19 protein-coding genes are annotated in these 19,810 nt (G+C 56.7%); 5 read left to right on the top strand and 14 right to left on the bottom strand.

What is annotated here, in order from left to right; all coding sequences use genetic code 11:
- The gene (gene epsC, locus H8S59_RS14210; RefSeq protein ID WP_187521822.1) at positions 1 to 777 is read right to left on the bottom strand and encodes a serine O-acetyltransferase EpsC; all 777 of its coding nucleotides are present in this window, start codon (positions 775 to 777) and stop codon (positions 1 to 3) included.
- 299 nt (positions 778 to 1,076) lie between these two features.
- Positions 1,077 to 1,964 carry a YghX family hydrolase gene (gene yghX, locus H8S59_RS14205; RefSeq protein ID WP_095095991.1) on the bottom strand — a complete coding sequence of 296 codons (888 nt, stop codon included), beginning with the start codon at positions 1,962 to 1,964 and terminating at the stop codon, positions 1,077 to 1,079.
- Positions 1,965 to 2,317: 353 nt separating this feature from the next.
- Between yghX and H8S59_RS14200 the strand changes: the two genes are divergently transcribed.
- The 3 genes from H8S59_RS14200 (at position 2,318) to H8S59_RS14190 (ending at position 5,833) form a co-directional block, all read left to right on the top strand.
- A complete protein-coding gene (locus H8S59_RS14200; protein ID WP_095095995.1) occupies positions 2,318 to 3,022 on the top strand; it encodes a GNAT family N-acetyltransferase in 705 nt (234 codons plus the stop codon).
- Between the two features lie 425 nt (positions 3,023 to 3,447).
- Entirely contained in the window at positions 3,448 to 5,100 is a 1,653-nt protein-coding gene (mqo, locus tag H8S59_RS14195; protein ID WP_095095999.1) for a malate dehydrogenase (quinone), read from the top strand.
- Between the two features lie 298 nt (positions 5,101 to 5,398).
- Complete coding sequence (locus H8S59_RS14190; protein WP_049826922.1) at positions 5,399 to 5,833, top strand: nuclear transport factor 2 family protein; 435 nt, start codon at positions 5,399 to 5,401, stop codon at positions 5,831 to 5,833.
- 174 nt (positions 5,834 to 6,007) lie between these two features.
- Here H8S59_RS14190 and H8S59_RS14185 read toward each other — a convergent pair whose 3' ends face one another.
- From H8S59_RS14185 to H8S59_RS14170, 4 genes are all read right to left on the bottom strand, one after another.
- Positions 6,008 to 7,240, bottom strand: a complete 1,233-nt coding sequence (locus tag H8S59_RS14185) for an HD domain-containing phosphohydrolase (protein WP_187521821.1) — start codon at positions 7,238 to 7,240, stop codon at positions 6,008 to 6,010.
- Positions 7,241 to 7,315: 75 nt separating this feature from the next.
- Positions 7,316 to 8,938, bottom strand: coding sequence for a methyl-accepting chemotaxis protein (locus H8S59_RS14180; RefSeq protein ID WP_187521820.1), 1,623 nt, complete (start codon positions 8,936 to 8,938; stop codon positions 7,316 to 7,318).
- 277 nt (positions 8,939 to 9,215) lie between these two features.
- Positions 9,216 to 10,172 carry a class I SAM-dependent methyltransferase gene (locus H8S59_RS14175; protein WP_187521819.1) on the bottom strand — a complete coding sequence of 319 codons (957 nt, stop codon included), beginning with the start codon at positions 10,170 to 10,172 and terminating at the stop codon, positions 9,216 to 9,218.
- Between the two features lie 65 nt (positions 10,173 to 10,237).
- Positions 10,238 to 11,173: an AEC family transporter gene (locus H8S59_RS14170; RefSeq protein WP_187521818.1), complete on the bottom strand. Its 936-nt coding sequence runs from the start codon at positions 11,171 to 11,173 to the stop codon at positions 10,238 to 10,240.
- Positions 11,174 to 11,393: 220 nt separating this feature from the next.
- Here H8S59_RS14170 and H8S59_RS14165 point away from each other — a divergent pair, with 220 nt between their 5' ends.
- Complete coding sequence (locus H8S59_RS14165; RefSeq protein ID WP_187521817.1) at positions 11,394 to 13,250, top strand: pyruvate kinase; 1,857 nt, start codon at positions 11,394 to 11,396, stop codon at positions 13,248 to 13,250.
- Between the two features lie 46 nt (positions 13,251 to 13,296).
- Here the strand turns inward: H8S59_RS14165 and ppk2 are convergent, their stop codons facing one another.
- The 4 genes from ppk2 to H8S59_RS14145 form a co-directional block, all read right to left on the bottom strand.
- Positions 13,297 to 14,214 carry a polyphosphate kinase 2 gene (gene ppk2 / locus H8S59_RS14160; protein ID WP_187521816.1) on the bottom strand — a complete coding sequence of 306 codons (918 nt, stop codon included), beginning with the start codon at positions 14,212 to 14,214 and terminating at the stop codon, positions 13,297 to 13,299.
- 75 nt (positions 14,215 to 14,289) lie between these two features.
- On the bottom strand, positions 14,290 to 14,994 hold the full coding sequence (locus H8S59_RS14155) for a YoaK family protein (RefSeq protein ID WP_187521815.1): 705 nt from the start codon (positions 14,992 to 14,994) through the stop codon (positions 14,290 to 14,292).
- Between the two features lie 52 nt (positions 14,995 to 15,046).
- Positions 15,047 to 15,274 carry a hypothetical protein gene (locus H8S59_RS14150; protein ID WP_027900182.1) on the bottom strand — a complete coding sequence of 76 codons (228 nt, stop codon included), beginning with the start codon at positions 15,272 to 15,274 and terminating at the stop codon, positions 15,047 to 15,049.
- A 276-nt stretch (positions 15,275 to 15,550) separates the two neighbouring features.
- Positions 15,551 to 15,892: an FKBP-type peptidyl-prolyl cis-trans isomerase gene (locus H8S59_RS14145; RefSeq protein ID WP_095101595.1), complete on the bottom strand. Its 342-nt coding sequence runs from the start codon at positions 15,890 to 15,892 to the stop codon at positions 15,551 to 15,553.
- A gap of 314 nt (positions 15,893 to 16,206) precedes the next feature.
- Here H8S59_RS14145 and H8S59_RS14140 point away from each other — a divergent pair, with 314 nt between their 5' ends.
- Positions 16,207 to 16,971 (top strand): SDR family oxidoreductase, encoded by a 765-nt coding sequence (locus tag H8S59_RS14140; protein WP_187521814.1) that lies wholly within the window; start codon positions 16,207 to 16,209, stop codon positions 16,969 to 16,971.
- 9 nt (positions 16,972 to 16,980) lie between these two features.
- On the opposite strand, the gene H8S59_RS14135 is transcribed toward H8S59_RS14140, so the two are convergent.
- The 4 genes from H8S59_RS14135 to H8S59_RS14120 form a co-directional block, all read right to left on the bottom strand.
- A complete protein-coding gene (locus tag H8S59_RS14135) occupies positions 16,981 to 17,268 on the bottom strand; it encodes a hypothetical protein (RefSeq protein ID WP_095101599.1) in 288 nt (95 codons plus the stop codon).
- A 361-nt stretch (positions 17,269 to 17,629) separates the two neighbouring features.
- Complete coding sequence (locus H8S59_RS14130; protein ID WP_187521813.1) at positions 17,630 to 18,598, bottom strand: threo-3-hydroxy-L-aspartate ammonia-lyase; 969 nt, start codon at positions 18,596 to 18,598, stop codon at positions 17,630 to 17,632.
- A 30-nt stretch (positions 18,599 to 18,628) separates the two neighbouring features.
- Complete coding sequence (locus H8S59_RS14125; RefSeq protein WP_095101603.1) at positions 18,629 to 19,018, bottom strand: RidA family protein; 390 nt, start codon at positions 19,016 to 19,018, stop codon at positions 18,629 to 18,631.
- Between the two features lie 43 nt (positions 19,019 to 19,061).
- Positions 19,062 to 19,685 (bottom strand): helix-turn-helix transcriptional regulator, encoded by a 624-nt coding sequence (locus H8S59_RS14120; protein ID WP_187521812.1) that lies wholly within the window; start codon positions 19,683 to 19,685, stop codon positions 19,062 to 19,064.
- Positions 19,686 to 19,810: the final 125 nt, after the last annotated feature.

Genomic DNA, 19,810 nt, shown 5'->3' with positions numbered 1-19,810 from the left:
TCATTGCTCCCGTTGAGTAAGGGTTTTCGAGGTCAGGGTTGCCAGCGATTGCGGTGCGCTACCGACAATTTTTGCCGGAGTGCCCGCGACCACTGCACCCGCTGGCACCGGTTTGAGCACCACCGCGTTGGCCGCGACGATGGCCCTGGGACCCACTTCAATATTGCCCAGCACGGTCGCACCCGCGCAGATCAGCGCGCCGCGGCGGATTTTTGGATGACGGTCGCCGACTTCAGCCAGGGTGCTGCCCAGTGTTACACCGTGCCAAAGGCTGACTTCATCTTCTACGACCGCGGTCTCGCCAATCACCAGGCCGATGCCGTGATCCACAAACAGCGCTTTGCCCAATCGTGCTGCCGGGTGGATATCAATGCTCCAGGTATTGGCTGCCCAGTTCTGCAACAGCACTGCGCTCTGGATATCGCCCTCGTTCCACAAGGCATGACCAATGCGATAAGCCTGAACAGCGAGGATGCCGCGGAAGGTCATGAAAGCAGTCAGGTGATCAGGACAGGCCGGGTTGACGATGACCAGGTGATTGATGTCTGCCGCTGCGTGGGAAGCAATATCGGGGTTGGCTTGAATGACGTCGGAGAACCAGCGCGTCAGATCAGTGTTGACGGCCTGCTCCTTGAGCTGCCGGGCGAGGTTTGCTGCCAGGGCTGCGGCGAAGGAGGGCTGCGCCAGAATGCCGTTCTCTACGTAATGGCTGAGAACGGGGTTGCGATTTGCAAGCTGATGAGCCTGATCTTGCAGACGCTGCCAAAGGGAATCCATGACCTTCTCCTTTTTGGGGTGGGTCGAGTATGGGCAGGCAATGGGGGCGCTATCAATCCTTGCGGGGCTGCAGCTCTGTTGCTTTTTTCGCAACTCAGGAGGGCGGGCGCTTGCGGCGCTGCTAACTGCCCGCAAGCTTGCTCTAAACCGTTCGGCCTGTAGGAGCGGCTTTAGCCGCGAGAGCGGTATTTCTGCCGAAGCAAATCAGGCGATTGTCTAGACGCTCTCCCGGCTGAAGCCGGTCCTGCAGGATGAATTCCAGGTCCAGCGGTTTTGGAGTGTTGGGATTCAGGTCAGGATCAAACCAGATACTTGTTAAACCACTCCAGCGTCCTGTCCCATGCGAGCTTGGCCGCCGCTTCGTCATAGCGTGGCGTGGAGTCGTTATGAAAGCCGTGGTTGGCGCCGGGATAGACATACGCCTGATAGGTTTTGCCTGCGGCTTTCAATGCCTGCTCATAAGCGGCAGCGCCTTCGTTGATGCGCGTGTCCAGTTCGCCGTAGTGGATCAACAGCGGTGCCTTGATTCTTGGCACATCCTCGGCTTTGGCCTGACGTCCGTAAAACGGCACGGCGGCGGCCAGTTCGGGGTAGGCAACCGCTGCAGCGTTGGCAACACCACCACCGTAACAGAAGCCGGTGATGCCGACTTTACCGGTGGTTGCGTCGTGTTTCATCATCCACTCGATGGCGGCGAAGAAGTCGTTCATGAGCTTTTCCGGGTCCACGGTCTGCTGCAGTTCGCGGCCTTTGTCGTCATTGCCGGGATAGCCGCCGACCGAAGTCAGGCCGTCGGGGGCGAGGGCGATGAAACCGGCTTTTGCTACGCGGCGGGCAACGTCTTCGATGTAAGGGTTAAGCCCGCGATTCTCGTGGGCCACGACCACAGCGGGTAATTTGCCGGTCGCTTTCGCCGGACGCACCAGATAACCGCGCACCTGCCCGTGGCCTTTGGGGGAGGGATAGTTGACGTACTCGGCGATGATGTCCGGATCGGTGAATTCCACCTGCTGGGCCATTGCGTAGTTGGGGCTCAGCGAAGCAAGAACAGCACTGGCAGTCAGGCCGAACACAGTGAAAGCGGCTGCGCGGTCAAGAAATTCGCGTCTGTTGATCTTGCCGTGGGCGTAGTAGTCGTACAGCTCAAGCAGTTCAGGGGAAAAATCTTTCGCGGTGAGACGTTCCATCTGTTCGCTCCTTCATCGGTGAGTCGGCTGATTAAAGCAGTCTTTGCCGGTGAGGCAAATGGGCATTGGTGAACTGTCCCTGGCACACCGCTATCGCGGATCAAACTCGATTTCATGGGAGCGGTGCTTGCCCGCGATAAGAACACCGCGGTTTGTACTTCAGAGCGCGTCGCCTCTATCGCGGGAAGCACCGCTCCCACATGAAAATCGCATCTATTAAGTGCTTTTGACCGCTCCAACAGAGCAGTGCGGCGTTGCGCGCTCTGTTCTGCTGCCAAGAGCGGGTATGATGGCGCTACTTCGGGCCGACGCTGCCGGTCCGGGGACGCCTTAAGTCTGGAGTCACCACCTCGATGTTCACCGTCACCCGTTTCGAAAACCCGCCTCCGGAGTCGATCAAAAGCCAGATCATGCAGATGGTGGTCGACTACATCACCGATATCAGCATGGTCAACATTGCGCCCAGCAATCCGCTCTACAGCCTTTACCAATATGGCGTCGGCTATGAGGTTCACCTCTACATCGACGCCATGGACGGATCAAAAGGGATTCCTGTTGAGTTGATTGTGGCGCTGGATGCTGAAGAGCCGGAGACGGTGATCGGCTTCTTGCTCTATCTGCCGGTCAAGGATGATCCCGACGCCTGCGCGGTAGCATTCATGGCTGTACAGGCCAGCAAACGTCGCAAAGGCGTGGCGCGCGCGATGCTGGCGCAGATGACCGAGCGTTACCCCCATGCAGAGCTGGCCTGCCGCGCTGCGGCGGTGCCGCGTTTCGAAGCGATGGGGTTTCAGGTGCTGGCCGCTCGCGGTCCGCAGGTATTGATGAATACCCGGGATCACGGCACTGACGGTCTGGTCGCCGTACTGGATGTCGCGCCGATCTACAATTCGCTGGAGATTCGGCAAATTCACGCCTATTTACTTCAGCAGCACGGAAAACGGCCGATGATAGAGGCCGAGAAGCAGCGTGATCGGCATCTGGATCAATTAACCCGGCAAGCCAAAGCACTGGTTGATGCGCGCCAGAGGCCCGCGTCGAACGAGACTATCGACTAAGCGAACAAGCGAATGTCGGTAAAAGTTCGCTCCGCAACCTGTATCCGATTACAATTACCGTTTGCGGTTCCCGATACACGTGTACATATGTGCTTTACAACGCATGACCTTTTGTTAGGCAAGTAGCAGATGTTGTTCCGTGAAAGACCTGGGTGCTGGTTGTAACGAGGTTGTCGGAGCAGTTTTGTTCTGACGATGTACCAAGAGATTCAATGTCACTCAGCAGCTGAAAACAATGGCAAACAAGAAGTCAGCTCAGGAGAGACAAGAGAGTGAGGTTGATAGCAATGCATCAGCCTTGAATGTCCCGCCGTCGGTCCTGCCGATCGCCGCAGTTCACGATATGCCTGCAAGCATGCGTGGAACCGGTCATCAGATGCGTAGATTGACGGAGGGATGACGTTCTATCCTGGAAAAATCACAGTATGTTAAAAAAAGTGAACACAGCCCTCCTGGGCCTGGCGCTGTCGATGGGACTGACGCCTTTGCATGCAGAAGAAACCAAGAAAGTCGATGTGTTGCTGATCGGTGGCGGCATCATGAGCGCTACCCTCGGCACATGGCTCAACGAGCTTGAGCCGAGCTGGACCATGGAAATGGTCGAGCGCCTCGACAAAGTTGCCGAAGAAAGCTCAAACGGCTGGAACAACGCCGGTACCGGTCACTCTGCCCTGGCCGAGTCCAACTACACCCCGTACGGCAAAGACGGCAAGATCGAGATCGCCAAGGCTATCGAGATCAACGAGGCGTTCCAGGTCACCCGTCAATTCATGGCGTGGCAGGTCAAGAATGGCGTCCTGAAAAACCCGCATTCGTTCATCAACTCGACTCCACACATGAGCTTCATGTGGGGCGACGATAACGTCAAGTTCCTGAAGGCCCGCTACGAAGCGCTGAAAACCAGCCCGTTGTTCGCCGGCATGCAGTACAGCGAAGATCAGGCTCAGATCAAGCAGTGGGTTCCACTGATGATGGAAGGGCGTGATCCAAACCAGAAAATCGCTGCTACCTGGACGCCACTGGGTACCGATGCGAACTGGGGCGAAGTCACTCGCCAATACGTTGCCAACCTGCAGACCAAGCCTAACTTCGACCTGAAGTTGTCGAGCGAAGTCAACGAGATCACGCGCAACAAGGACGGCAGCTGGCACGTCGAGTACAAAAACCTGAAAGACGGTACTACTCACGGCACTGACGCGAAGTTCGTGTTTGTCGGCGCTGGCGGCGGTGCGTTGAAGCTGCTGCAAATCGCTGACATCCCTGAGGCTCGCGAATACGGCGGCTTTCCGGTCGGCGGTTCGTTCCTGGTAACTGAAAACCAGGATCTGGCAATGCAGCACATGGCCAAGGCCTACGGTATCGCGTCGACTGGCGCGCCACCCATGTCCGTACCGCACCTGGACACCCGTGTCCTGGACGGCAAGCGCATGATCCTGTTTGGTCCGTTCGCAACCTTCTCCACCAAGTTCCTGAAGGAAGGTTCGTATCTTGACCTGCTGTCGACCACCACGACCCATAACGTGTGGCCGATGACCAAGGTTGGCGTTGAGCAGTATCCGTTGATCGAGTACCTGGCAGGCCAATTGATGATGTCGGATGACGACCGCTTCAATGCTCTGAAAGAGTACTTCCCGCACGCCAAGAAAGAAGACTGGCGTTTGTGGCAAGCCGGTCAGCGCGTGCAGATCATCAAGCGTGATGCCGAGAAAGGTGGTGTGTTGAAGCTGGGTACTGAGGTTGTTTTCTCTCAGGATCGCTCTATCGCTGGCCTGCTGGGCGCGTCCCCAGGTGCCTCGACTGCACCTCCGATCATGATCGACGTGCTTGAAAAAGCCTTCAAGGACAAGGTTGCTACTCCAGAGTGGCAAGCCAAGATGCGCCAGATCGTTCCGAGCTACGGCACCAAGCTCAACGGTTCGCCTGAGCGCGTTCAGCAGTCGTGGGATTACACCGCTGAAGTCCTGCAGCTGACCAAGCCACCGGTAATTGACCCGGCAGCTTATCCTGCTGCCAGCGCTGCACCGGCCAAGCCTGCGAAGCCACAGCCAAGCAATCCAGCTTCGGATATGGCTCTGTAACACGCCTTATCGTCAGACGCGTGGGTTTTCATGTGGTCGGCAGCGACCACTTGAACCCCCGACAAGAAACCCGGCCCTGCTTAATTGCAGTGCCGGGTTTCTACGTTTCAGGCCAGATGAAATTTATAAGCGAGTGCTAAACCCACAATTAATTATGGGATTAAGGGTTAATACCTTCGGCTTGAAAATCTCGTTTGCCTGATTTGATAAATAAGCTATGTTGTAAGACGTCGTATAAGACAACTCGGTCTTTTGCGCGATTTCCTCCATTACCAATAAACAATAACAAGGAATAAACATGAACAAGCGTTTCAAGCTGCTCGTTGCGTTTCTCTGCCTGTTCGGCGGTTACACGGCTACGGCTCATGCCTCGGATCAAGCTGACGTTGAGAAGGCTGTCGACAAACTGACTCAGGCCATGTGGCACAAGGATATTGCTCAACTGCAGGCACTGACTGCTGACAACCTCACTTACGGGCATTCCAGCGGCAACATTCAGGACAAGAAAGCCTTTATCGCGGATATCGAAACGGGCAAAAGCGCGTTCAACAGGCTTGAGATGCAGAAGCAGCAGATCACTCTGTCGGGTGATACCGCTCTGGTTCGCAACCACTTTTCCGCAGAGGCTGTGAACAGCGGCAAGGTTGTCCCGACTGAAATCGAAAACTTCCAGATTTGGCAGAAGCAGGACGGCAAGTGGCTGCTGATCGGGCGTCAGGCGTTCAAGTTCTGATGTGAGGGTAAGCACCGCTCTCATGACTGCACTGTCCGTTGGAGCAAGGCTTGCCCGCGAAGAACGATGACGCGATCTGCCTGACAGACCTCATCGAACGCTTCGCGGGCAAGCCTCGCTCCAACAGGGCCTATTGGTTTCGCAGCCTCCGGCAGCTCCTACAAAGTTTGCGGGCTAGCCACAATTCGACTTACCCCCCACGCTCGACTCTAACCACAACTCATCCAGATTACTGAATCCCCATTCCTTCGCTGATTCGCGACCCACGATGCGATCCTGGCCCACCAGTGCAGCGAGATTGAGGGTGGTTTGCGCAATGTGCTGATTGCTGTTGGCGCAGAAGAACACCCGAACCCTGGGCGTGAGCAGCGATTTTTCATGCTGTTCGGTGACCACTCCAATACGTCCGCTTTGGAGGCGGACCAATGCGCCGACCGGGTATATGCCCACGCATTTGACGAAGGCCTGAAACACCTTTTCGTCAAAATGCCCCTGCCACTGGGCCATGCGATGGATGGCATCAGCCGGACCCCAGGCTTCTTTATAGGGGCGGTCCGAAGTTACCGCGTCATAGACATCACACACGGCGCCCATCCGGGCGAACAGGCTGATCTGACTACCGGCCAGCCTGTGGGGATAGCCGGTGCCGTCGATTTTTTCATGATGATGCAGGCAAACGTCCAGGACCCGAGGGCTGAAGTGCTGGCTTTGCCTCAACATATTGGTCCCGCACTGCGAGTGACTGCGCATGGTCTCGAACTCCTCATCGCTGAGCGCGCCAGGTTTGTTGAGGATAGTCAGCGGGATCACGACTTTACCGACGTCATGCATGAGACCAGCGATACCTGCTTCGTGAACCAAAGCAGGCGGAAGTCCAAGCTGGCGGGCGAGGGCGATCATCAGTGCGCAGACTGCGACCGAATGCATGTAAGTGTATTCATCACAGGTCTTGAGACGTGCGAGGCTGATCAAGGCATCGGGGTGCCGGGAAAGCGAGTCGGAGATTTCCTCGACCAGCTCGCTGACCTGCTCAGTTTCAATGATCTTGCCCATGCGCAAATCGCTGAACATCTTCTCGACCGCTGTTCTGGAATGAGCACACAGCTTGAGCGATCGGGAAATTTCCTGATTCAGCGCGACCCGGTGTGGAATAGGTTTATTAGCGATGTTTTGCAGGCTGATCGGCAGTGCGGGATCTGATTGAACAGGCGCGGCGGGTACAGGGCTGACACCACGACTGTCATCAATCCAGAGCTCCGCGACTTTTGCGTCGAGGATGCGTTGCAGATCATGCTCGTTGGAGAGCATGAATCCGTTTTTCCAGAATGACTGCTCTATCCCTGAGCCGCAGAATTCGTGTACGTACATGCCGAGGCGTAGCTCGGCCACAGAGATATGTTTCAGCACGATAGTGACTCTCTTTTTGTTATGGCTGAAGTTCGCAATCAGGCCTTCGGCACTGATCGCGCTTTCCCGCAGTTGCTACACCGAAAACCTCGCGACCAGACGATTGAGGCCTACGGCCAGTTGCGACAGCTCGTTGCTGGCCAGTGAGGTCTGACTGGCCGCAGATGAGCTTTGTGAGGACAGGTCGCGAATGCTCACCAGGTTCTGATCAACCGAGCGGGCGACTTGCGCCTGTTGTTCTGAGGCTGTGGCAATCAGCATGTTTCTTTCGTTGATGTGGGAAATTGCCGCTGTGATTTCTTTGATTGCGACACCGGCCTCATGGGCAATCTTCAATGTCGACCCGGCTTCAAGTGTGCTTTGTTTCATTGACTGTACTGCCAGGGTCGAGTCTTTTTGAATGCCCTGGATCATCTGCTCGATTTCCCGGGTGGACGTTTGCGTTCTGTGGGCGAGTGCGCGGACTTCATCCGCCACCACGGCAAACCCTCGGCCTTGCTCGCCTGCCCGGGCGGCCTCGATAGCGGCGTTCAAAGCCAGCAGGTTGGTCTGTTCGGCAATGGAGCCAATCACGTCCAGTACTTTGGCGATGTGCTGTGCCTGGTTCGCCAGGCCTTCGACTTCAAGGCCGGTACGTTCGACTGTAGTGCTGAGTTTTTCCAGCGAGGCGATGGTCTGGCTGACGCGCTCCTGTCCGGTCTTTGCCGAGCGCTCTGATGCCTGGGTTGACTGAGAGGCAGCGACCGCATTGCGGGCGACTTCCTCAACTGCGGCAGTCATCTGGTTGACCGCGGTGGCCGCCTGCTCGGTTTCCATGCTTTGTCGTTGGATACCGGCATTGGACTCTTTGGTGATCGAGCTCATTTCTTCCGCCGCCGAGGCGAGTTGTCCCGATGAGTCGGAGATATGCTGAATCGTCCCTTTGAGATTCGCCAGCATGGTCGCAGTAGCGGTTTGCAACTCGGTCATTTCATCCGCGCCGCTGATTTCGACCGTGGTGCGTAGATCGCCGTCGGCAATTTTCCGGGTGGTGATCAGCAGGGTTTGAATAGGCTGGGTAATACTTCGGGTAAAGGCCACGGCTACAAGTACAGTAACGATAACGGCGATAACAATGAATATCATTGAGATATAACGGCCGCTGATAAAACTTTCATCCGCGATTGATCCGGATTGCTCCGCCCCTTTTTCGTTAACGCCAATCAGCTCTTCAATAGCGCTTTGCAGCGCCACTGCCTGAGGCTTGGAAGTGTCCTGGATGAATACCGCCATTTCCTGATAGGTGCGGGTTTTACTTAACTCCATCAGTTCGTCGATTTTGCCCTGATAGGCACTGACGTTGGCCGAGACCTTATTGAACAGTTCTCGCTCGGCGGCGTCGCCGACCATAGGCGCATAGTCTTGTGTGGCTTTGCTCAAGTTGGCTTTAAGTTGATTGATTTTCTTGATCGACGCTTCGCCCAGGCGTGCGTCGTCCATGACAAATCGTCTGGCGTCCAGACGATACAGAAGCATCGCAGTCTCGATCCGACCGGCCTGTCTGACGCTGGGCAGCCAGTTTTTCTGCAGGTCGGAGGCGGAGTCGTGAATGTCATCCATCTTGAACAGCGAGGCGGCGCCAAGGCCGATCAAGAGAAGACAAATGATGCCGAAGCTGAACAGGGCTCTGGTGGTCAGTTTTATATTTCTTGTTTTCATACCGAGATACCTCGAATCGCCACGCTGCGATAGCTGAGATTCAACTGATCTAGCTGCTGGCGACTTGATATCACTGTAGGCGCCAATGTGTGAAAAAACCATCACCTGTGTAGAAAAGTTTTGTTGTTTACACAGGTCTGGTTATTCAAGTCCATCGGCGTTTAACACTGAAACTTTAAGGGCGTAAACAGGTGGTTATTTGACGCCATTAAACATCGACTGGATCCTTTTTGCTGAGCTTAACGTTGTAAAGCTAACTAATTAATAAAAAGTTATATTATATCTCTGCAGTTTCAGACACGTCCGTAAAGAGCAGTGCCTTTAATCCACCTTCGACCTCGGCGTCACGGAACTCCGGTGGATTGGCCAGACGTTGTTCGAAGCGCAGGTTTGGCGCTTCAATGGCGGTGTGGTCGATCAGGAAGCTGGAGCCCAGGCTCGGTTCATTCATGCAAGCCAGCACCTGGCCGCCCGGCACCAGCAGCTCGGGCATGCGTCGCAGCACTTTCTGGTAATCCTTGTCGAGCAGGAAGCTACCGCGCTGGAAGGAGGGCGGGTCAATAATAACGAGGTCATAAGGCCCGGATTTTTTGACCTTGCCCCAGGACTTGAACAACTCGTGATCCAGAAAGCTGACTTTGCGCAAGTCGTGTTGATTGAGGCGGTGGTTCTCACGACCGCGGGTGAGTGCGGCCCGGGACATGTCGAGATTGATCACTTGTTCGGCACCGCCTGCGATGGCCGCGACGGAAAAGCCACAGGTGTAGGCAAACAGGTTCAGTATCCGTTTGCCCTGCGCGTTGGCACGCACCCAGTCGCGCCCGTAACGCATGTCCAGAAACAGGCCGCAGTTCTGCTTCCTGCCCAGATCTACTTTGAAGTGCAGGCCGCTTTCAGTGATCTGCCATTCTTCCACCCGCTCACCCAGCAGCCACTCGGTTGTGCTTTCCGGCAAGTAGCGGTGTTGCAGCAATAAGGTATGTGCCTGGCTGTTCAGCCATTGCGGTGTGCGGGTCAGTTCCAGCAGCAGACGGGTCAGCGCTTCAAGCTCGGTCTTTGCGGGCTCACGGAACAGCGAGACCAGCACCACGCCTTGCATCCAGTCGACCGTCACCTGCTCAAGTCCTGGCCAGACGCGGCCTCGGCCATGAAACAGACGGCGGGTTTCATCGGGCGCGGTTTGCAGGGCATCCAGCAGATGCTGGTTGAGGATGGCGAGTGCTTCTGGGGTCATGACGGCAATCAGTGGCGAAAGGGCGCGACATGTTAAACGTTATCGACGCCGGACGGGCAGCGACGTCACCCCGGATGACTGATCACGTACAGGCAGATCGACAGCGTCACGAGCGAACCCAGGGTCGACACCAGAATCGTGCTCGATACCAGTGACGCTTCGCGCTTGTAGTACTCAGCCAGCATGAACGGGCCTGTGCCGGTGGGCAGTGCGCTGAGCAGCAGGGCGGCATTGGCCCATAGCAGCGGCACATCGAATACATGGAACACCAGCACCCAGGTCAGCAGCGGGTGGCCGATCAGCTTGATCAGGACCAGCAGCGACGTTCCTTCACGTGTGCCTTGCTGTTTTTCGGCGAGGAACAAACCAAGCGCGACCAGTGCGCAGGGGCTGGTCGCCGCACCCAGGAGGCTGAGCAGTTTTTCCAGTGCCCCGGGTAAGGGCGCGCCGCTGCTGGCCCATAACGCGCCGAGGATCGGAGACACCACAAGAGGGTTTTTCACCAGCGCCAGAAACACTTTCAAGGCAATGCGGTGCGGCTTGCGCTCGGTTTGCAGTCCGACTTCCACACAGACCAGCGCCAGGCCAAATAACACGCAAACCACCAGAAGCGCCCCGACCAGCGCCGGTTGCAGTCCTTCCTGGCCGAGCACCATCACGCACAGCGGGATACCGATATAACCCGCATTGGCATAGGAGCCACCGAGTGCGTCGATGCTCGCATCGGCCAGATGGGTGCCTTTCTTCCAGCGTAGCAGGAGGGTGATGACGAACACCGACAAGGTGCTCAACGTAAAGCCGATGACGAACCCCGGATGCCAGATCTGCTCCCAGGTCGATGTCGCCGTAACACTGAAGAGCAGCGCCGGTAAACACAGCCATACCACCATCCGGTTGATTTCCGAAGCGGCATTCGGGCCAAGGCGGTTCGTGCGGCGGCAGATGAACCCCAGCAGGATCAGGGCGAAAATCGGTAGCAATATATTGAGAACAGCAAACATTCAGGCCCGACCCGTTGCGCGCAAACAGGCGGGCAAGGTTAAGCACGAAAATCGTTAGCGTCCAATCTATTTTCCCTGCTGCGCAGGCCGTCCATCTGCTCGCCGTCCACAGTAAGCAGATCGTCACAATCGAGCCTTAGCCTTTAAGTCCGCACATTGCGCTGGTCCAGGTGCTTGTCTGACGGACCGCAATGGTCTCCATTCGAAGCGAGTGCCCGCCATGACAATTATAGAAACCGACTTCAACGTGTTGGATGAGCAGCAAATACGAGCCGCGCTCAAGCGTCTGTCTTTTTTGCGAGTCAAAATGGAGGCCGCTGCCCGGACGCCCATCGAAAGCATGCAAGTGCATCCTGATTATCTGGACAGTGCCCGCAACTTGCTGGGTTATCTCGCGTTGCGCCGCCATGATATTCGCCCTCTGCAACAGCAGTTGTCCGGGCTGGGCCTTTCTTCCCTGGGACGCTGTGAAGCCAATACGCTCGCATCGGTCGACAGGGTGATTGATGTCCTGAAGCGCTTGCTTCCCGGCGCCGAGCTTGAAGAGAATTCCGGAAGCCTGGTGGACCGGACAGGGGAAAAGCTCCTGAACCTGCATGCAGACCAGTTGTTCGGCGGGCCAGCGCCAGAGCGTGGCGTACGCATCATGGTGACCATGCCTCAGGAGGCCGCGACCAATCCTTCCATGGTGCGTGAGCTGGTGCAGGCAGGCATGGATTGTCAACGCATCAACTGCGCTCACGATGACCCGGCTACCTGGCTAAAAATGATTGAGCATGGTCGCAGCGCCGCTGCCAAGGTCGGCAGAACCTGCCAGGTGATGATGGACCTTGCAGGGCCGAAGTTGCGCACGGGACAGATACAGCCCGGGCCCGCAGTGTTAAAACTCCGCCCGCAACGTGATGAGTTTGGACGCATCGTGACCGCCGCTCAAGTCTGGCTTGCCGAAGAGCCGGAGGTCTTTTCGGACGATGACTATTGTTTGCAGATGCCGGGAAAATGGTTAAAGCAGTTGCAGGTCAGTGATGAGCTTGCGTTCAGGGACGCGAGGGATTCAAGTCGTTCATTGTCGATCGTTGAAGTCACCGGGCAAGGCTGTCGGGCAGAATTGCGCAAGACCACCTACATGATTCCCGGTATAGAGCTGCAATTGAAAAAACATCGGGGTCGCCCGAAGTCAGAACGTATCACCGGCGTGCCGCCTCGGGAGCAAAGCATTGTCCTCAACGAAGGGGATGTTTTACTGCTGAGTGCCGATGCCAGTCATGGCCATCCAGCAGTGATGGATACCACCGGCAAGGTCCTGACCCCGGCGCGTATCGGGTGCACGTTGCCTGAGGTTTTCAAGGACCTGCGCGCCAACGAACCGGTCTGGTTTGACGACGGAAAAATCGGTGGGCGTATCCAGTCAGTCCAGGCCGACGTCGTTACCGTCCGTATTACCCATGCGCCGGGCGGAGCCAAACTGAAAAGCGACAAGGGCATCAATCTGCCCGACAGCGAGCTGCAACTCGACGCTCTGTCGCCCGAGGACCTCGAGGCACTTGCGTTCGCCGCCCAGCATGCGGATGTGGTGGAGTTGTCGTTCGTTAACACTCCTGAGGACGTCAAATCACTTCTGGCGCATTTGACGCGCCTTGACGCCGAGCATCTGGGCGTTGTCTTGAAAATCGAGACGCGGCGCGGATTCGAAAGCCTGGCTGCCTTATTGCTGGCAGGCATGCAGAATCCGCGGCTGGGTGTGATGATTGCCCGGGGGGATCTGGCGGTAGAAAACGGTTTTGAAAGAACCGCGGAGTTGCAGGAGGAAATCCTTTGTATTTGCGAGGCGGCCCATGTCCCCGTGATCTGGGCAACTCAGGTGCTGGACACCCTCGCCAAGACTGGCGCTGCAACCCGCGCCGAAATTACCGATGCGGCGATGGGCGTGCGAGCTGAATGTGTGATGCTCAACAAAGGCCCGCACATTCTGGAAGCCATGGGTACGCTGGACGATTTATTGGTGCGTATGCAGGGACATCGCAGCAAAAAGCGCGACCTGTTGCGCAAGCTGAGTGTCGCCGAGCTGAACGCCTGAGCCCCAGAGTGCCTGGACTCTGGTCCAGGCGCTCGTCGGGCAGTGCTCAATAAATTTGCGGGATGATCAGCTCACTGGGCGTCGGCACGCGGCTGTAATCCTCGCGGCGCTGACGCTCCGGCAGTTCAATCGCCGGTTGCTCGACTTCTTCGTAGGGCATCTGGCCCAGCAAATGGTGGATGCAGTTCAGGCGCGCGGTTTTCTTGTCATCCGCCTGCACCACCCACCATGGCGCTTCGGCGATGTGAGTTCGCTCCAGCATGATTTCCTTGGCCTTGGTGTAATCCTCCCAGCGACGACGGGATTCCAGATCCATCGGGCTGAGCTTCCATTGCTTGAGCGGATCATGGATGCGGCTGAGAAAGCGCAAGTGCTGTTCCTGATCGGAGATCGAAAACCAGTACTTGATTAACTGAATGCCAGAGCGGGCGAGCATGCGCTCGAACTCGGGCACGGTACGGAAAAACTCTTCGTACTGATCGTCGTCGCAAAACCCCATGACCTTTTCCACGCCCGCGCGGTTATACCAACTGCGGTCGAACAGGACGATCTCATCGGCCGCGGGCAGGTGCGAAACGTAGCGCTGGAAATACCATTGAGTGCGTTCACGGTCGTTGGGCGCAGGCAGTGCAGCGACACGACAGACCCGCGGGTTTAGGCGTTGGGTGATGCGCTTGATCACTCCGCCTTTACCGGCTGCATCGCGACCCTCGAAAAGGATCACGACCTTGTGCCCGGTTTTCACCACCCAGCTTTGCAGTTTGACGAGCTCGCCCTGGAGGCGGAACAGTTCGCTGAAATACAGTCGGCGAGCCTGTTTTTCATCGCTGTCGCTGATATCGTTTTCAAACAGTTTGTCGAGGCTGTACTCGTCTTCTGCCAGCTCGAGCTCCAGCTCTTCATCATTATGATCAAGCAGCTCGCGATGAATACGCCGCGCCAGGTTTTCGTGGTCAGGAGACATATCGGGCACTCATCTGTAGGAAAAGTCCTCAGATAGTAATCAGCCCATATGACGCAAAGGTGACAGTTTAAAGACTTAGCGTGGGATGTAACGACGCTGCCAGCGATACGGGATGAACAGGGTCAGTAAACCCAGCACTGCCGCAAATGCGCCGCTGATCAATAGCGCATTGGGCCCCAGCTGGCTTTCCAGCAGTGCGCCGATAATTGCCCCCACGAACATGCCAATCCAAGGGACCAGCTGTATGCGCCAGCCATCACGGCGCTCCCCAAGCATCCAGCGTCCGAGGCCACGACCGAATCGCGAAAGTGCGCCGGTGACATACGTCAGCCCCACCGGCAAGCCGTTGACCTGTTCAACGGCGGCATTGAGCATGCCCATGGCCAGAATCGCCGCCACAACGGTAATAATCTGCGAAGCCATTGGCCAGGCTGCGGCAGCGCACAGCAGCATACCAATACTCAGTAACAAGGGCAGGGCGCGTCGACCACTTACCCGGGCAACGATCACCCCCAGCGCATTACCGATCACAAAAGTGATGATTGCCAACAGCAGGCGAGAGGTGGTGTTCAGGTCACCATCGCTGATCGCCACCGCCAGCCGGGTGGTGTTGCCGCTCATGAAGGAGACGAAGTCGCCCGTGGCCATGAAGCCGATGGCATCGGTCATGCCTGCCAGAACCGAGAGACTCGCCGCCAACCCCATACCCACTCGTCCACGCCATTTCTGCATGTGCAGATGCTTCAAATTAGCGCTGGCAGTGGCGGTGGAAGGAAGCATCGCAGGTCCTTGCATTGATCACAGATTCAGACGAGAACATTGCAACGCTTGATTAAAGAGCTTTGGCGCGAACGATTCGCTTGGCCTTGATTTCGTCGGCATAGGCTTTGAGCTGATCGGCATCGCCATACAGCCGGTTGACCAATTGCAGAATAGCCGTGACGTCGACGTCAGTCATTTGTTCGGCGAGCTTGAGTATTTCATTGGCAGTGCTTTCAAGGTTCTCGGCAGTTCCCTTGAGGTGACGCTTGAGTTCCTGGGTCGGCTTGTTGAGGGCCATGATGTTTCCTTCTTATAAGTACCGCGATTTCTATGCGGTGGAGCATCGCTTTTTCTGGGGGAACAAGCAATCAGACCTGATGATGTGCGTTGGAGGTCTGACCCGATGTCCCGTGGCAAACACTGGACCTGTAGGAGCTGGCCAAGGCTGCGAAGGAGGTGTATCAGAATGAACGCTTCGCAGCCTTCGGCAGTTCCTACAGGAATGCATTTCAATTCAACGGATCTGATAAGAGGAGGCAGGAAGCGGAAAGCCGGCAAGCGATCCAGGAGCCTCTTAATCATCCCGAGTCAAAACCTCCAGCAATTCAATCTCAAAATGCAAATCAGACCCTGGCTTGATATGCGCGCCCATCTGCCGGTCGCCGTAGGCCAGATGCGCGGGCACGAACAGGGTGCGGATGCCGCCGACTTTCATGCCCATCAGGCCCTGATCCCATCCCTTAATGACACGCCCGGAGCCTATTACGCACTGGAAAGGTTTGCCGCGCTCGTGGGAGGAGTCGAACACGGTGCCGTCATCCAGTTTGCCGGTGTACTGGGTGGTGATCAGCGCGCCTTTGACGACTTCCTTGCCATCACCGGTGCGGATGTCTGTGATCAGCAATTCGTTGCTCATGGTGCTTTCTCTAATAAGGCGACAAAGGCGGCTTTTTCTCAGGAAAGCGTCAGTGGTGCAAGGGTTTGATGAGTTAATCGGCATTGAATGCCACCCCCGCTAAAGCGCTCCTACAATCAACATGCAAATTACTGCATGTAATGCATTATCTGTAGGAGCTGCCGAAGGCTGCGAGGCATTCATTCTGACACACCGCGATCGCAGCCTTCGGCAGCTCCTACAGGTCCTGTGTTTGCAACTTGATGGCGCGGAGTCAGCAAGGCCGGGTAATCTTCTGTGCTATCCGCACTTTTCGAATCAGAAGGAGCACCAGAATGACCAGCACCAAAGCTTCAAAAGTCGCACTTGTCACGGGCGCCGGTAGCGGCATTGGTCGTGCCGTTGCCTTGGGTTTGCTGGATGACGGCTACAGTCTGGTGCTGGCGGGACGTCGTCAGGAGCCGCTCGACGAATTGGCGGCAGTTATTGGCGAGGCGGGTGGCAAGGCCATTGCGGTGTCCACCGATGTCCGCGATCCGGCGAGTGTGGATGCGCTGTTTGCGAGGATTGAGGCCGCTTATGGTCGTCTGGATGTTTTATTCAACAATGCCGGTGTTGGCGCCCCGGCTGTTCCGGTGGATGAGCTGGACGTCGAGAAGTGGCTGAACGTGATCAACACCAACGTGACCGGCGTGTTCCTCTGCGCCCGCGCCGCGTTTGGGTTGATGCGCAGGCAGGTGCCGCAGGGTGGACGGATCATCAACAACGGCTCGATTTCCGCCCATACGCCACGGCCGTTCAGCTCGCCTTACACCGCGAGCAAACATGCCGTGCTCGGGTTGACCAAGACGTTTGCCCTGGACGGGCGTGAGTACAACATTGCCTGCGGTCAGATCGATATCGGTAATGCTTTGACTGACCTTGCTGCACGCATGACTACCGGGGTTCGGCAGGCCAATGGGCAGACTGCGGTAGAGCCGATGATGGACGTCAAGGAAGTCGCCGATGCGGTGCGTTACATGGCGAGCCTGCCGCTGTCGACCAACGTGCTGAACATGACCGTTATGGCCACTAACATGCCGTTCGTTGGTCGCGGCTAGGTCACGGGTTTAGTTCATGTTTTGGCTGGCGATGACCATGGCCTGGGCGATGTTGTTTTTTTCGGTTTCGGTGAAGCCATCCCAGACATGCACCTTGGCGTAGTAGCCCAGGCCAGCCAGCGAGTAGAGGCTCAGGGTGAACACGATGAAGAGAGTCACGAACGTCCAGCGGCCGCCTTCATTTTCTTCACGGGACGAGAAGTTTTCGGTGTAGGTGTCGTTACCGTTACGTGATACGGCATTGGATGCCAGACGTTTGAACCATTGGAACAGGTAGATCATGACGAGTCGCAGCATGGGGTTAGCCTCAAGTTTAAAAGTGTGCAGTAGGGCGCCCGGTGGGCTGACCCGAAATCGTCGTTTGCGCTCAGGGCGCGCTCGGCCACAAATGCCGAAAACGAAAAAAGCCCGTCTATGACGGGCTTTTCTTTTTATAAATCTGGTCAAGTCGCCGGGCTTCGAAGTTGACGACTGTTGATGCCGTTGAGGTTCGATTCCGCGTCCGCTTGCCGGTATTGCAACATTTTAGAACAATTGGTTTTCTCCATCTATGACCGTTCGGCGGTTGTCATACAACTGGTTGAATTCCTGCTGTGGCATTTTGTCGCGTGCCCCTCATGCGCTGGAAGACAGCCAGTTGTCCGGCATCGATGCCTGATTACTTCGCCAACAGCTCCGCATACCGCTGCAAGTCCACGTTGCCGCCGCTGATCAGGATCCCGACTTTCTGACCTTTGAGCTGGTCCTTGATCTGCAGTGCAGCGGCGAAGCTCAGACAGCCAGTAGGCTCGACGACCATCTTCATTCGTTCGGCGTAGAAGCGCATGGCGTCGATGAGTTGCGCGTCAGAGACGGTGAGAATGTCGTCTACGTCACGGCGAATGATGGGGAAGGTGTGGTTGCCCAGGTACTGGGTCTGCGCGCCATCTGCGATGGTGTCTGGAACAGCGATACGGACGATTTCGCCCGAGCGAAACGAACGCTGCCCATCGTTACCTGCTTCAGGTTCCACGCCGTACAGCTTGCAGGTTGGTGACAGTGCGCGGGTAGACAGTGCTGAGCCTGCCAACAGTCCGCCGCCACCGAGGCAAACCAGCAGGGTATCCAGCGGGCCCACTTCTTCGAACAGTTCTTTGGCGGCCGTACCCTGTCCGGCTATCACGTCGGGGTGGTCGTAAGGAGGAATCAGGGTCATGCCCAGGCGCTCGGAATGCTCGCGGCCGATGGCTTCGCGATCTTCGGTCTGGCGGTTGTAAATCACCACGTTTGCGCCGTATTCGCGGGTCGCAGCAATCTTCGCCGGTGGCGCGTCGTGCGGCATGACGATGGTAGCCGGAATGCCCAACAGCCGGGCGGCGAGGGCGATGCCCTGTGCATGATTTCCAGAGGAAAACGCTACCACGCCATGCTTGCGCTGCTGCTCGTCAAATTTCGCCAGAGCATTGAAGGCGCCGCGAAACTTGAAGGCGCCGACACGTTGCAGGTTCTCGCATTTGAAAAACACTTGAGCGTCGAACAGGCTGTCTACCGTGCGCGACGTCAGGACCGGTGTGCGATTAGCCTGGCCAACCAGGCGTAAGGCGGCGTCTTCAACATCTTGATAGGTGGGGAGCGTTGATGTGTTCACGTGGGTTATCACCTTCTCGAAATGAAAATGTCAGGCCGCAACGGCCATGGCTTCAACTTCCACGGCGCAGCCGTAATGCAATTGTGCGACGCCCGCTACGGCTCTGGCGGGGCGATGATCCCCCAGCCATTGGCTGTAGAGCCGGTTGAATAGCGGCCACTGTTCAATATCCGTGACATACACCCGCACCTGCACCAATTGCTGCCTGCTGATGCCAGCAGCCTGAAGACAACTGTCCAGATTGAGCAGCACTTGCCGGGTTTGATCTTCAAACGAGGCATTCGCCAGATGAGCTCCTTCGGCAGTGATCGGTAACTGGCCGCTGATCATCACGAAGCCATTGGCAATGGACAGGTGCGAGTAGTGTCCGGCGGGCGGGCTGATGGTTGTGCTGTTCTTGCAGAGGATGGGTTCGGGCACGACGTTCTCTCGTTGAAATGCAGATATGAAAGCGGCAGTGGGCCTACTTCAGGTAGCTGTAAGCGGCGGCGCGGGAGACACCGAGATGTTGCGCCACCGCGTCCATGGACTTGCGCACTTCCAGCGCTCCTGATGCTTTCAGCTCTCGAAGCAAGACCCGGCGTTCATCGGCCTTGAGTGAGCGGGGCGTGCTTGCCGAACGACCCGCGAATTCGTCGATCCGCTTGCGGATACTGTGCGCGCTGTCCACTTCCAATGACTCATCCACGGCGCAATCCACGCGGGTAAATTGCGCCATGGCCGTTTGCACGCCTTGAAAAAGGGTCAGATCGACGTTCATGCACAGCGCGGCGACGTATTGCCCTTCGACGTTGCGGATACCGATTGAGGTGCTTTTGGCCTGACGGCCATCGGGGAATCGATTGGCGTAATTGGCGACGACTTGCGGATAGGCCGGGTCCGCGATTCGCGCCAGGCCCAGCTCGGTAGCCGGGTCACCAACAGAGCGACCTGACAGATTGTTGTGGATGGCGTAAATGGCGTGATCGGGAGATTGAAGGTCGTGCACCACCACTTCACAGAATGGCCCGAAGGTCTCACCCAGACCTTGAGCGACGTGTTGGAGTTGTTCGAGCAGGTTGCGGGTTTCTGCAGAAAAGTCGGACATGTAAATGGGTGTCTGGATGAGTATTTAAGACAAAATATCCAGTAATTGACGTTTAGTAAAGATCGACGGTGCTTCTGACCTTTGCAGGAGCTGCCAAAGTGTTCCTGATAACACGGATCTGTAGG

This window comes from Pseudomonas folii (genome assembly GCF_014357575.1).
In the GTDB taxonomy this organism is placed as follows: Bacteria; Pseudomonadota; Gammaproteobacteria; order Pseudomonadales; family Pseudomonadaceae; genus Aquipseudomonas; species Aquipseudomonas folii.
The sequence above is the reverse complement of the archived record's forward strand: the minus strand, read 5'-3'. Positions and strand labels throughout refer to the sequence as shown.